Below are 11702 nucleotides of genomic sequence, written 5' to 3'. Positions count from 1 at the left end.
GAAAGGCGGGTGGTGTGGGTTGGACCGGAGGAACGAGCGAGAGGAGTCGGACATGGCTGATCGGAGTCTCCGAGGCATGCGGCTCGGGAGCCAGAGCCTCCAGAGCGAGGACGGTGTCGAGCTCTCCGAGCGGAAGCGTGCCGTCTACCAGGCGGTCTCGGGAGAGACCTTCGACATCGTCTTCTCCGCCGAGGCAGAGGTCCCGGCCGTCTGGTCGGACCCGCGCACCGGGATGGAAGGACGACTGCTCGGCGACGACGGCACCCCCGTCGAGGTCGCCGCAGAGGACGTCAAGGCGCCACGGACTCACTGGGACATGCTGCTCGAACGGCGCTCCAGGGAAGAACTCGAGGAGCTGCTGCAGGAACGCCTGCAGGTGCTCCGTGCCCGCCGCGGCGCGTAGGCGTCGCGCGACACACACGACGACGGCCCGCTCCCTGATGGGAGCGGGCCGTCGTCGTGTGTCGGTCAGACCGCGGGGGAGCGGTCCTCGCCCTGCGCCTGCCCGTCGGTCGAGCCGGCTTGCTCGTCCGTCCGGAACTGGGCGCGGGTCGCGTCGGCGGCGGCCGCGAGCTTCTCGTCGACGCTCCGGTCCGACTCGGCGAGGCGGTCCGCCAGCGCGGACTCCGGCACGATGTCCGCCGCGGTGGCGTCCGCGCTCCGGGCCGCGGTGCCGCTCCCGGTCGTCGCGGCGGTGGTGGTCACGAGGCTCTCGCCCGCGAGCTTGGAGATCTTCTCGAGGAAGTCGCCGCTGCCCGCCGGGCCGGCTGCGGGCGCACCGCCGGTCCGCGTGGCGCTGAAGCCCTTCGCGATGCCGGAGAGCGCCTCGGTGAACTCGCTCGGGATCATCCAGAGCTTGTTCGACGTGCCCTCGGCGATCTTCGGCAGCATCTGGAGGTACTGGTAGGACAGCAGCTTCTCGTCCGGGTCGCCGGTGTGGATGGCGTCGAACACCGTCGCGATCGCCTGCGCCTCACCCTCGGCGCGGAGGACCTGGGCCTTCGCGTCACCCTCCGCCGCGAGGATCGCCGCCTGCCGCTGGCCCTCGGCCTCGAGGATCTGGGACTGCTTCGTGCCCTCGGCCTGCAGGATCGCGGCACGACGGCTCCGCTCGGCACGCAGCTGCTGCTCCATCGCGTCCTGGATGGACACGGGCGGCTCGATGGCCTTCAGCTCGACACGGCCGACGCGGATGCCCCACTTGCCGGTCGCCTCGTCGAGCACGACGCGGAGCTGCCCGTTGATGTTGTCGCGGCTGGTCAGGGCCTCTTCGAGGTTGAGCCCACCGACGACGTTGCGGAGCGTGGTCGTGGTGAGCTGCTCGACGGCGCCGAGGTAGTTCGCGATCTCGTACGTGGCGGCGCGGGCGTCGGTGACCTGGAAGTACACGACGGTGTCGATCGAGACGACGAGGTTGTCCTCGGTGATCACCGGCTGGGGCGGGAACGAGACGACCTGCTCGCGCATGTCGAGCAGCGGCCGGAGACGGTCGATGAACGGCACGAGCAGGTTCAACCCCGGGCTGAGGGTCTTGTGGTACTTGCCGAGCCGTTCGACGATGCCGGCGGTGGCCTGGGGGACGATCCGGATGGCCTTGGCGAGGACGACGATCACGAAGACGACGACGACGGCGATGAGGACGATCAGGACGACCGTCCCGGTGGACAGGGTCATTGGCCAGCCTTCTGTTCGGTGCGGACGACGGCTGTGGAGCCCTCGATGGACTCGACGACCACGCGGGTGCCGAGTGGTGGTGTGCGGTCGGTGGTGCCGGGAGCGAAGCGCGCGCTCCAGGTCTCACCGTTGGCCAGGCGGACCTGACCGGGACCGGAGGACGTGAACGCGAGCGCGACCGTGCCGCTCATCCCGACCAGGCCGTCGATACCGGTCCGGTGCGGGTCGGCACCGCGGTTCAGCGCTCGGAGCACCCGAGGACGCACGACGGCGAGCAGCAGCAGCGCGAGCACCGCGGCGATGAGCGTCGACAGCCACCACTCGGCGCCGAGCAGTGCGGCGACCAGGCCGCCGGCTGCCCCGGCAGCGAGCATGATGAAGACGAAGTCGAGGGTGAACACCTCGACCACCCCCAGGACGAGCACCAGTGCGATCCACACGATCACCTGCGTCCATTCCGTGACGTCCACGCGATCTCCCTCCCCGTACATCGCGCGCGGCGGTCGCTGCGTCGCGACGTCCGGTCTTGTCCGACCAACGTACCAGCGCCCTCCGGCGAGGCGACCGGTGGCCCCTACGGCGGCGCGGGTACCGGGCTGGCCGCGCCGCGCCTTGGTAGGCTCGATGCCGCCCGGGACGACCAGGACCGGCGCCGCCCCACGACAGGAGACACCACTGTGAGCAGCCCCCTCGCCCCCGGATCCCTCGACGGCACGCGCGCCCTCGTCACCGGGTCCTCCCGCGGCATCGGAGCGGACACGGTCGGGTACCTGGCAGAGGCCGGCGCCAAGGTCGTCGTGAACTACCGCAACAAGGCGCGTCGTGCCGAGCAGATCGCGGAGAAGATCGTCGCGGCCGGGGGAGCGGCGCTCGCCCTCGGGGCGGACCTCACCGACCACGACTCCGTGCAGGCGATGGTCGACGCGGTCGTGCAGGAGTGGGGCGGCATCGACCTGCTCGTGCTCAACGCCTCCGGCGGCATGGAGTCCGGCATGGGCGACGACTACGCGCTGCGACTCAACCGCGACGCGCAGGTCGACACGCTGCAGACCGCCGTGCCGCACATGCCCGCCGGGTCCCGCGTCGTCTTCGTCACGAGCCACCAGGCCCACTTCGTCGAGACCGCCGAGACGCTGCCCGAGTACGTCCCGGTCGCGAAGAGCAAGCGCGCCGGTGAACTCGCCCTGCGCGAACTCCTGCCGCAGCTCGAGGCCGCGGGCATCGAGTTCGTCACCGTCTCCGGCGACATGATCGAGGGCACCATCACGGCGACCCTGCTCAACCGCATCAACCCCGGCGCCATCGAGGGTCGCCGCGAGGCCGTCGGAAAGCTCTACAGCGTGTCCGAGTTCGCCGCCGAGATCGCCCTCGCCGCGGTGGAGCCGATCCCCGCCGACCACACGAAGCTCGTCGGGGACGTCAGCTCCTTCACGAGCTGAGCCGTCGGCCCTCGCCGTCGCGCGGCGCGTGCGTCGCACCCGGCGGCTAGCGTCGGTGCCGTGACTGCTGCACACGGCCTGCGCCGGACCTCCCGGATCCTCCTGCTCGACCGCGACGGACGCGTGTTCCTCATGGACACGAAGGCGCCGTCCTCCGACGGCGCGCATCGGTGGATCACACCGGGCGGCGGCGTCGACCCGGGGGAGTCGCACCGGGACGCGGCGGTCCGGGAGCTCCGCGAGGAGACCGGCATCGTCATCGCCGACCCGGGGGAGCCGGTGTGGTCCTGGGACTTCGCGGTCACGTGGGACCAGGCCGACCACGACCGCGGGCACGCGGAGTTCTACGTCGTCCGGACGGCGGGCTTCACGTTGTCCGACGCCGAGTGGACGGACGACGAACGTGTCGACATCCTGGCGGCCCGGTGGTGGACGGCGGGCGAACTCGAGACGACGGACGAGCCGTTCGAGCCGGCGGAGCTCCCGGAACTGGTGCGCCGGTACGGGCACTGACACAGCACTCGGTGCTGATGCAACGCTCGGTGCCGCCGCTCGCACGATCGGTCTGCCCCCAGTTCGCGGGTGCCTGCGCCGCTTTCCGGACACCGGTCCACCGTGTCAGTACGTTCAGAGTCGACCAATCGTCAGCGACCTGACGTCATCCTCGCACCGGAGTCATCATGACCAACACCACCAACCCGTACCAGAGCACGGCGCAGAGCAGCCAGAAGTTCAGCACGCTCGCGATCGTCGGCTTCGTGCTCGCCTTCGTCATCAACATCGCGGGCCTCGTCGTCAGCCTCATCGCCCTGTCGCAGATCAAGCGCACGGGGGAGCGCGGCCGCGGCCTTGCGATCGCCGGTGTCATCATCTCCGTCCTGTCGCTCGTCATCGGCGTCTTCTCGTCGATCGCGTTCTTCAACGCGGCGGCGAACATGAACACCGCGCTGGGCTTCTGACCACTGCGGTCGAACGACGGGAGGCCCGTGGCGGAACTCGCCACGGGCCTCCCGTCTGTCCGGGAACGAGCGGTCCCTGCGACCATCGAGCGACCGCGGCGTAGCGTCACCGACATGACGTACAGCCAGCCGGACCCGGCAGAAGAGACCACGCAGGCCGACGAGCCCCAGCAGCCCGACACGGACCACACCGTCGAGGAGCAGGGCGAGGAGAACGCAGCCCTCGAGATCGACAGCTCGGACGTGCCGACCTCGTCCGACGACTCGTCGAACTAGGGCAGCACACCCGCGGACGCCTGGTAGCGGCGCTCAGACGAGCGTCGCCACCAGGCGTTCGACGCGTCCGCGGACGTCGTCGCGGATCGGTCGGACGTCCTCGATCGGCAGGCCGGCCGGGTCGCTGAGCTCCCAGTCCTCGTAGCGTTTGCCGGGGAACAGCGGACAGGCGTCTCCGCAGCCCATGGTGACGACGACGTCGGCGTTCCGGACCGCGTCGGTCGTCAGGATCGCCGGCGTCTGACCGACGATCTCGATGCCGACCTCGTGCATGGCGGCGACGGCGACCTGGTTCACCTGGTCCGCCGGCTCGGACCCGGCGGAGAAGACGTCGATGCGGTCACCGGCGATCGCACGCAGGAACCCCGCGGCCATCTGCGACCGCCCGGCGTTGTGCACGCAGACGAACAGGACGGCGGGCTTCTGGTCGGGCGTTCCGGTGCTCATGCGGTGATTGTGCCGCACTCGGGTTGCTGGTGACTGCGCGCCGATAATGCATATTATGTCAGCTCAGACCGACCGAGGCGCGCGGCGCGACGGATTCGCCGCCCTCGGCTCCCCTGCCGTTCGGAGCTCCGTGTTAGGTTGTGCACAACATGACTGTCCGAGAGATCGACCGCCGCCGTCCCGTCCACTCCACCGCGCCTCGCACGGTCGTCCGCATCCTGCTCGGTGCGGCCATGACGTGGGCGGGCATCAGTCACCTCACCGTCGCCCGCCAGGAGTTCCGGGCGCAGGTCCCGGAGTTCGTGCCGCTCGACCCGGACGTCACCGTCCTGGCGTCCGGCGTCGCGGAGATCTCCCTCGGCGCCGCGCTCATGCTGCTCGTCCGCCAGCAGGCGACCGTCGGCTGGGTGGCCGCGGTCTTCTTCACCGCCATCTTCCCCGGCAACATCGCGCAGTGGCTGCACCACCGGGACGGCTTCGGGCTGGACACCGACACGAAGCGGTTCGTCCGACTCCTCTTCCAGCCCGTGCTGATCGCCGTCGCGCTCTGGGCGACGAACGCGCTCCGGACGCGGCGCTGACCACCGCGGACGGCGCCGCTCACGTCGCTGTGGAGCCTCGACCCTGATGACGTCACGCACCCGGGTGACCCTCGGCCGCCGCGAGGACCTCGGTGCCGACTGCGCGAACTGCTTCGGTCTCTGCTGCGTCGCGCTGGCCTTCACCTGGTCCGTCGACTTCCCCGTCGACAAACCCGCCGGCGACCCGTGCACGAACCTCGACGGCGCCGACGCCTGCACGATCCATCCGCGCCTCCGGGCCGAGGGGTTCCGCGGCTGCACGGTCTTCGACTGCTCCGGCGCCGGGCAGAAGGTCTCGCGGCACACCTTCGCAGGTCGGTCCTGGCGGGACGACGACGCCACCCGCCAGGCGATGTTCGCGGCGTTCCCGGTCGTGCGGCGGCTGCACGAACTGCTCCGGTACCTCGACGAGGCCATCACGATCACCCCTGCCGACACGGACGCCGAACGGCTGACACGGGACTTCGAGCGCGTCCGTGCGCTCAGTGACGCCGACCCGGACACGATCCTCGGCATCGACGTCGACGCGGAGTACGACGCCGCACGACCGCTGTTGCTCGCGGCGAGCCGGAACGCGCGGGCCCTGGTCCGCGGCGGGGACAGCCGCGACACCCGGGCTGACGAGCGTCGCGTCGGCCGCCTCCGGGTCGGCCCCGGCGCGGACCTGGTGGGCGCCGACCTGCGGCGGGCGGACCTGCGGGGCGCGAGCCTCCGCGGCGCGCTGCTCATCGGGGCCGACCTCACCGGCGCGGAGCTCCGCTCGTGTGAGTGCATCGGTGCCGACCTCCGGGACGCCGACCTGTCCGGTGCGGACCTCCGCGGGGCGGTCTTCCTCACGCAGATGCAGGTGGACGCGGCACGAGGTGACGCCGACACCCGGCTCGACGACGGCTTCCAGCGGCCGACCCACTGGGGCGGCTGAGGCCGCCGTCCGGTCCGACACGTCCCGCTGGACCGACAACGGACGGGAGGCGCGCGGTCGAGCCCGCCACGCGCCTCCCGTCCGTCCAGCCCAGCGTCGACGTCAGTAGTCGATGCGCCCGTGCCGGTTGTGGAACTCCCCCGTCGGGCCGTCCGGGCCGACGAGCGCCAGCGCGACGGTCGCGTCGGTGCCCTCGGTGACCGTCTGGTGGCCGGAGTGACCGTTGAAGTCGGTCGCCGTGTAGCCCGGGTCGCTGACGTTGACCCGGAAGGTCGGCAGGTTCTTCGCGTACTGCACGGTCAGGGCGATGACGGCCGCCTTCGAGGCCGCGTACGGGATCATCGGCACCGGGAACTCGTCGTGGCCGGGCGTGCTGAGGAACCGCGGCCAGCCGACGCCGGAGGCGACGTTGACGACGACGGGGTGCTCGGACGCGCGGAGCAGCGGCAGGGCGGCCTGGGTGACGCGGACGATGCCGCTGACGTTCGCCTCCAGGACGGCCGTCATCGCCTCGGCGGTCAGGTCGTCGACCCCGTACGAGGTGCCGCTGATCCCGGCGTTGTTGACGAGGACGTCGAGGGCGGGGACGGACGCGAACGCGGCGTCGACGCTCGCCTGGTCGGTGACGTCGAGCTGGACGACGGAGGCACCGAGGGAGCGGACGGCGTCGGAGTCGTCGGGGTCGCGGACGCCGGCGATCACGGTGTGGCCTGCCTCGATGAGGCGGCGAGCGGTCTCGAGTCCGAGGCTGCGGTTCGCCCCGGTGATGAGTGTGGTGGTCATGCGTCCATCCTGCGCGCTGCCGATCCGCTCCCCCAGGCACCCCTCGACGTGCTGCCTGGCCGACGGGGGGACTGCGAGTACCACGGTCGGGCCGTCGATCGGCGCGAGGATGGACGCATGAGCGAGTTCTCCGACGTCCTGCGGTCCTGGCGCGACCGGGTGAGCCCGGCCGAGGTCGGTCTGCCCGCCGGTCCGGGGCGGCGGGCGGCGGGCCTCCGGCGCGAGGAGCTCGCGGCACTCGCCGGTGTCAGCGTCGACTACGTCGTGCGGCTCGAGCAGGGGCGGGCACTGAACCCGTCGCCGCAGCTCCTCTCCGCGCTCGCCACCGCGCTCCGGCTGACCGAGCAGGAGCGCGACCACCTGTTCCGCGTCGCCGGGGCAGCTCCCCCGTCGCGCGGCGTCGTTCCCCGGCACATCACACCCGGTGTGCAGCGGATCGTCGACCGGCTGGCCGACGTGCCGCTCGCCGTCTTCACCGCGAGCCACGACCTGCTGTACCGGAACGACCTCTGGGCTGCGGCATCCGGTGACGGCGACCGGTGGCAGGGGCGGTCGGCGAACCTCGTCTGGCAGTTCTTCACCGACGGCCACGAGGGCGTCGACTTCGACGACGAGCACGGCGAGGCCTTCGCGTCCGACCTGGCAGCCGACCTGCGCGGTGCGCTCGGGCGGTACCCGGACGACCGGCGCCTCGCCGAACTCGTCCGGGACCTCCGCGCGACGAGCCCGGAGTTCGAGCGCCGCTGGGGCGAGGCCCGGATCGCCGAGCACCGGACGAGCCGGAAGACCCTGCTGACGCCGGTCGGCCCGATCGAGGTCGACTGCGACACGCTCTCGGTGCCGGGCAGCGACCTGCGGATCGTCGTCTACACGGTCGTGCCCGGCAGCGAGGACGCGTCGCGGCTCGACCTGCTGCGCGTCACCGGACTGCAGTCGGTCGTCACGAGCGGCTGACCGGCCCGCCCTGCCGCCGCACCGCCCGGTCTTGCCGCCGCACCGGCCGGTCCTGCTGCCGCGCCGGCCGGTCGGGGCTACTCGCCGAAGCCCGAGCGGACGAGCGCGACGAGTTCGTCGACCGCGTCCTGCGCGTCCGCCCCGGACGCCTCGACCGTGACCGAGGCACCCTTCGGCAGCGCGAGCGCCATGATCGCGAGGAGACTCTTCGCGTCGACGCCGTTCACCCGGACCACGGCTTCGTGCCGAGCGGCCGCCTTCACGAACTCGGCGGCGGGGCGCGCGTGCAGGCCGGACTCGTTGACGAGCTCGGCGGTGGCGGTGGCGGTGGCGACCGCCCCGTCCGCGTCGCCGCTGTCGGCGGCCTGGCCCGAGCCTCCCGGCTGGTCCGGACGGGAGGCTCCCCCGCCGCCCGCCGCGTCGGTGCGGTTGTCAGGACCAGTCGTCCCGGCACCACCGGCGGTGGACGCCGCATCGAGCACGGCCGTGACGTCGCCACCGGTCTGCGCTGCGACGGCCGCGGCCACGGTCCCCTCCACCAGCGGCGCGTCGGAGACGTGCACGCGTGCCCGGAGGTCTTCGTCGAGGAAGTCGAGGGCCGTGTCGGTCGTCAGGTAGGCGGAGCCGAGGTCGCACAGGACCACGACGGCGTCGGCGGCGGCGAGTTCCTCGATCCCGGCCGAGATCGCCTCGAACGAGGTGCCGATCCCGCCGTCGTCGGTGCCGCCCGCCGCGACGAGCCGGACGTCACCGGCCATCTGCCGGGCGATGTCGACCGTGCCCTGCGCGACGGCGGCACTGTGCGAGACGACCAGGATCCCGACGCTCATGCCGCGTCCACCGCGGCGCGCAGGACGTAGGCGCTCGACTGGGCGCCGGGGTCGCGGTGCCCGACGGCACGCTCGCCGAGGTAGCTCGCGCGGCCCTTCCGCGCGACGAGGGCGTCGGTCGACTCGGCGCCGGTGGCCGCGGCGTCGGCGGCGGCGGCCAGGACCTGCTCGGGCGTCTCCCCCGCGGCTGCCGATGCTGCGGCGGCGTCGACGGCCGGCGTCCAGGCGTCCACCATCGTCTTGTCGCCGACCTCGGCCTTGCCACGGGAGACCACGCCGTCGCGGGCCGCCGTGAGCACGGCCACCAGGGTGTCCGCGTCGAGTTCGGCCGCGTCCCCGGCTGCCTGGGCCGCCTTGAGGTACGCGGTGCCGAACAGCGGACCGGCGGCACCGCCGACGGTCGAGATGAGCTTCGTCGCGACGAGCTTGAACACCGCCCCCGGTGTCTCCGGGGCTGCGGTGTCGAGCGACTCGACGACCGCGCGGAACCCACGGTCGAGGTTCTCGCCGTGGTCACCGTCACCGATCTCGCGGTCCAGCGTGACGAGCTCCGCTCGGTGCTGGTCGATCGTGGCGGCGGTGCGGCGGACCCAGTCGATGGCCCATGCGGTGTCGAGCGACAAGGTGTGTCCCTTCGTGCGGCCGAGCAGGTCGGCGTCGTGAGCGGTGTCGTCGTGCTGGTGGTGTCGTGCGGTCCCGGTGTCAGCGACCCCAGCGCAGTGCCGGGGTCTCGACCGGTGCGTCCCAGAGGGCGGTCAGGTCGTCGTCGAGCACCGTGACGGTGATCGAGAACCCCTGCATCTCGAGGGAGGTGACGTAGTTGCCGACCAAGCTACGCGCGACCTCGTGGCCGCGATCCGTGAGCACCTCCGCGGCGCGCCGGTAGGCGATGTAGAGCTCGGACTGCGGGGTGCCGCCCATCCCGTTGACGAACAGGAGCAGCCGCGAGCCGGCCGGAGCGGCGAGGTCGGTGAGGATCGGCTCGAGGACCCGGTCGACGAGCTCGTCCGCGGGTGCCATCGCGATCCGTTCGCGTCCGGGCTCGCCGTGGATGCCGATGCCGAGCTCGACCTCGTCGTCGGCCAGGGTGAACGACGGCTCACCGGCGTGCGGGACGGTGCCGGAGGCGAGCGCGAGGCCCATCGAGCGCGTGACCTCGTTGACGTGCCGGGCCACGGCGGTGACGGCGTCCAGGTCGTCACCGCGCTCGGCCGCCGCGCCCGCGCACTTCTCGACGACAACGGTGCCGGCGACGCCGCGTCGGCCCGCCGTGAACAGCGAGTCCTGGACGGCGACGTCGTCGTCGACCACGACGCTCTCGACGCGGATGTCCTCCATGGCGGTGAGTTCGGCCGCGGTCTCGAAGTTGAGGACGTCCCCGGTGTAGTTCTTCACGATGTGCAGCACGCCTGCTCCCCCGTCCACCGCCTTGGTGGCGGCGACGATGGGGTCCGGGGTCGGGCTCGTGAAGACCGGGCCCGGGACGGCGGCGTCGAGCATGCCGGGTCCGACGAAACCGGCGTGCAGCGGTTCGTGCCCGCTGCCGCCGCCGCTCACGATGCCCACCTTGCCGCGGACGGGGGCGTCGCGTCGGACCACGTGGACCGGGTCCTCCACGAGCACGACGTGCTCGGAGTGGGCGAGGGCGAACCCGCGGACGGTCTCGATGACCACGGCCTGCGGGTCGTTGATGAGCTTCTTCATGCTGCGCCTCCACGGTGTGACACGGGTGAGAGCCCGGTCCGCAGCCGTCCACCGCCGACGTCGTCCGGAGTCGGCTCACTGTACCGCCGGGAGGTGCGCGCACCAGGGGCACGGCCGCGCACCCGTGCCGTTCCGGTGCACATCCGTTCACGGTGCGGGGCCCCGTCGCTGCTCCGCGCGGACCCGGGTGACCAGGGAGCGTGCACGTCCTCTCACTTTCGCGGCAGCAGCCTCGCTGTCCCCCGCATCGGGCAAACGCCCAGCACTATGCTCGGGCTCAATCACTCGACGGGGAGTGCCGGTGCTCAGGCCGGGCCCCCGAACACAGCTAATCGGAGGTACCGATGGACGGCATCGGCGTCAATTTCATGTCTGAGCTCGTCGGGACGGCGATGCTCATCATCCTGGGTGGCGGTGTCGTCGCCGCGGTCTCGCTCACCAAGTCCAAGGGCTTCGGGGCCGGCTTCCTGATGGTCACGATCGGTTGGGGCTTCGCGGTCTTCGCCGGTGTCACGGTCTCCTACAAGTCGGGCGGCCAGCTGAACCCCGCGGTCAGCCTCGCGCAGGCGATCCTCGGCAACATCACGGTCGGCGAGATGTTCCTCTACTGGCTCGCCCAGCTCATCGGTGCGGTGATCGGTGCCGTGATCGTCTGGCTCGCCTACAAGCAGCACTTCGACGCCGAGCCCGACGCCGCCGCCAAGCTCGGCGTCTTCTCCACCGGTCCGGCGATCCGCAGCTACGGCTGGAACGTCGTCACGGAGATCATCGGCACGTTCGTCCTCGTCTTCGTCGTCATCGCGTTCACGAACGGCCAGACCCCGGCCGAGCTCGGCGCGATCCCCGTCGCCTTCCTCGTCATCGCGATCGGTGTCTCGCTCGGTGGCCCGACCGGCTACGCGATCAACCCGGCCCGTGACCTCGGCCCGCGCATCGCGCACGCCATCCTGCCGATCAAGGGCAAGGGCACGAGCGACTGGTCCTACGCCTGGGTGCCGGTCGTCGGCCCGCTCGTCGGTGGCGCCCTCGCCGCCGTCGTCTCCGGCGCGCTCCTCCCGATGGTGTCCTAGCACCGCAGGGAACCCCCGCACCACCAGCGCGTCCGACGCGCTCCCCACCACCTGCACCACCCT

Annotated in this window: 16 protein-coding genes; 9 read left to right on the top strand and 7 right to left on the bottom strand. The window is 71.8% G+C overall.

Annotated elements, in window-relative coordinates; translation table 11 throughout:
* The first annotated feature begins 52 nt into the window (after window positions 1-52).
* The gene (locus DEI95_RS11370; protein WP_110824968.1) at window positions 53-403 is read left to right on the top strand and encodes an RNA polymerase-binding protein RbpA; all 351 of its coding nucleotides are present in this window, start codon (window positions 53-55) and stop codon (window positions 401-403) included.
* Between the two features lie 65 nt (window positions 404-468).
* Here DEI95_RS11370 and DEI95_RS11365 read toward each other — a convergent pair whose 3' ends face one another.
* Window positions 469-1674: an SPFH domain-containing protein gene (locus DEI95_RS11365; RefSeq protein ID WP_110889832.1), complete on the bottom strand. Its 1206-nt coding sequence runs from the start codon at window positions 1672-1674 to the stop codon at window positions 469-471.
* Window positions 1671-2144, bottom strand: a complete 474-nt coding sequence (locus DEI95_RS11360; protein WP_181420347.1) for an NfeD family protein — start codon at window positions 2142-2144, stop codon at window positions 1671-1673. Before DEI95_RS11360 ends, DEI95_RS11365 begins: the two co-directional genes overlap by 4 nt.
* A 207-nt stretch (window positions 2145-2351) precedes the next feature.
* On the opposite strand from DEI95_RS11360, the gene DEI95_RS11355 reads away from it, so the two are divergent.
* The 4 genes from DEI95_RS11355 (at window position 2352) to DEI95_RS16715 (ending at window position 4348) form a co-directional block, all read left to right on the top strand.
* Entirely contained in the window at window positions 2352-3113 is a 762-nt protein-coding gene (locus DEI95_RS11355) for an SDR family oxidoreductase (protein WP_111060292.1), read from the top strand.
* 60 nt (window positions 3114-3173) lie between these two features.
* Entirely contained in the window at window positions 3174-3626 is a 453-nt protein-coding gene (locus DEI95_RS11350) for an NUDIX hydrolase (protein WP_111060291.1), read from the top strand.
* Between the two features lie 167 nt (window positions 3627-3793).
* Complete coding sequence (locus DEI95_RS11345) at window positions 3794-4072, top strand: DUF4190 domain-containing protein (protein ID WP_111060290.1); 279 nt, start codon at window positions 3794-3796, stop codon at window positions 4070-4072.
* 114 nt (window positions 4073-4186) lie between these two features.
* Entirely contained in the window at window positions 4187-4348 is a 162-nt protein-coding gene (locus DEI95_RS16715; RefSeq protein ID WP_181419537.1) for a hypothetical protein, read from the top strand.
* A 33-nt stretch (window positions 4349-4381) separates the two neighbouring features.
* Here DEI95_RS16715 and DEI95_RS11335 read toward each other — a convergent pair whose 3' ends face one another.
* Window positions 4382-4795, bottom strand: coding sequence for an arsenate reductase ArsC (locus DEI95_RS11335; protein ID WP_111060289.1), 414 nt, complete (start codon window positions 4793-4795; stop codon window positions 4382-4384).
* A 149-nt stretch (window positions 4796-4944) separates the two neighbouring features.
* On the opposite strand from DEI95_RS11335, the gene DEI95_RS11330 reads away from it, so the two are divergent.
* Window positions 4945-5376, top strand: a complete 432-nt coding sequence (locus DEI95_RS11330; protein WP_111060288.1) for a hypothetical protein — start codon at window positions 4945-4947, stop codon at window positions 5374-5376.
* Between the two features lie 46 nt (window positions 5377-5422).
* Window positions 5423-6298 carry a pentapeptide repeat-containing protein gene (locus DEI95_RS11325; RefSeq protein WP_111060287.1) on the top strand — a complete coding sequence of 292 codons (876 nt, stop codon included), beginning with the start codon at window positions 5423-5425 and terminating at the stop codon, window positions 6296-6298.
* Between the two features lie 102 nt (window positions 6299-6400).
* Here the strand turns inward: DEI95_RS11325 and DEI95_RS11320 are convergent, their stop codons facing one another.
* Complete coding sequence (locus DEI95_RS11320; protein WP_111060286.1) at window positions 6401-7081, bottom strand: SDR family NAD(P)-dependent oxidoreductase; 681 nt, start codon at window positions 7079-7081, stop codon at window positions 6401-6403.
* 117 nt (window positions 7082-7198) lie between these two features.
* Here DEI95_RS11320 and DEI95_RS11315 point away from each other — a divergent pair, with 117 nt between their 5' ends.
* A complete protein-coding gene (locus DEI95_RS11315; protein WP_110824957.1) occupies window positions 7199-8035 on the top strand; it encodes a helix-turn-helix transcriptional regulator in 837 nt (278 codons plus the stop codon).
* Window positions 8036-8112: 77 nt separating this feature from the next.
* On the opposite strand, the gene dhaM is transcribed toward DEI95_RS11315, so the two are convergent.
* The 3 genes from dhaM to dhaK form a co-directional block, all read right to left on the bottom strand.
* Window positions 8113-8865: a dihydroxyacetone kinase phosphoryl donor subunit DhaM gene (gene dhaM, locus DEI95_RS11310; protein ID WP_111060285.1), complete on the bottom strand. Its 753-nt coding sequence runs from the start codon at window positions 8863-8865 to the stop codon at window positions 8113-8115.
* Window positions 8862-9488, bottom strand: coding sequence for a dihydroxyacetone kinase subunit DhaL (dhaL, locus tag DEI95_RS11305; RefSeq protein ID WP_110889822.1), 627 nt, complete (start codon window positions 9486-9488; stop codon window positions 8862-8864). The genes dhaM and dhaL overlap by 4 nt, the downstream gene beginning before the upstream one ends.
* Before the next feature lie 79 nt (window positions 9489-9567).
* Window positions 9568-10569 carry a dihydroxyacetone kinase subunit DhaK gene (gene dhaK, locus DEI95_RS11300; protein WP_111060284.1) on the bottom strand — a complete coding sequence of 334 codons (1002 nt, stop codon included), beginning with the start codon at window positions 10567-10569 and terminating at the stop codon, window positions 9568-9570.
* Between the two features lie 344 nt (window positions 10570-10913).
* Here dhaK and DEI95_RS11295 point away from each other — a divergent pair, with 344 nt between their 5' ends.
* Complete coding sequence (locus tag DEI95_RS11295) at window positions 10914-11639, top strand: MIP/aquaporin family protein (RefSeq protein ID WP_110824953.1); 726 nt, start codon at window positions 10914-10916, stop codon at window positions 11637-11639.
* Window positions 11640-11702 lie beyond the last annotated feature (63 nt).

The organism is Curtobacterium sp. MCBD17_008 (assembly GCF_003234475.1).
Lineage (GTDB): Bacteria > Actinomycetota > Actinomycetes > Actinomycetales > Microbacteriaceae > Curtobacterium.
The sequence above is the reverse complement of the archived record's forward strand: the minus strand, read 5'-3'. Positions and strand labels throughout refer to the sequence as shown.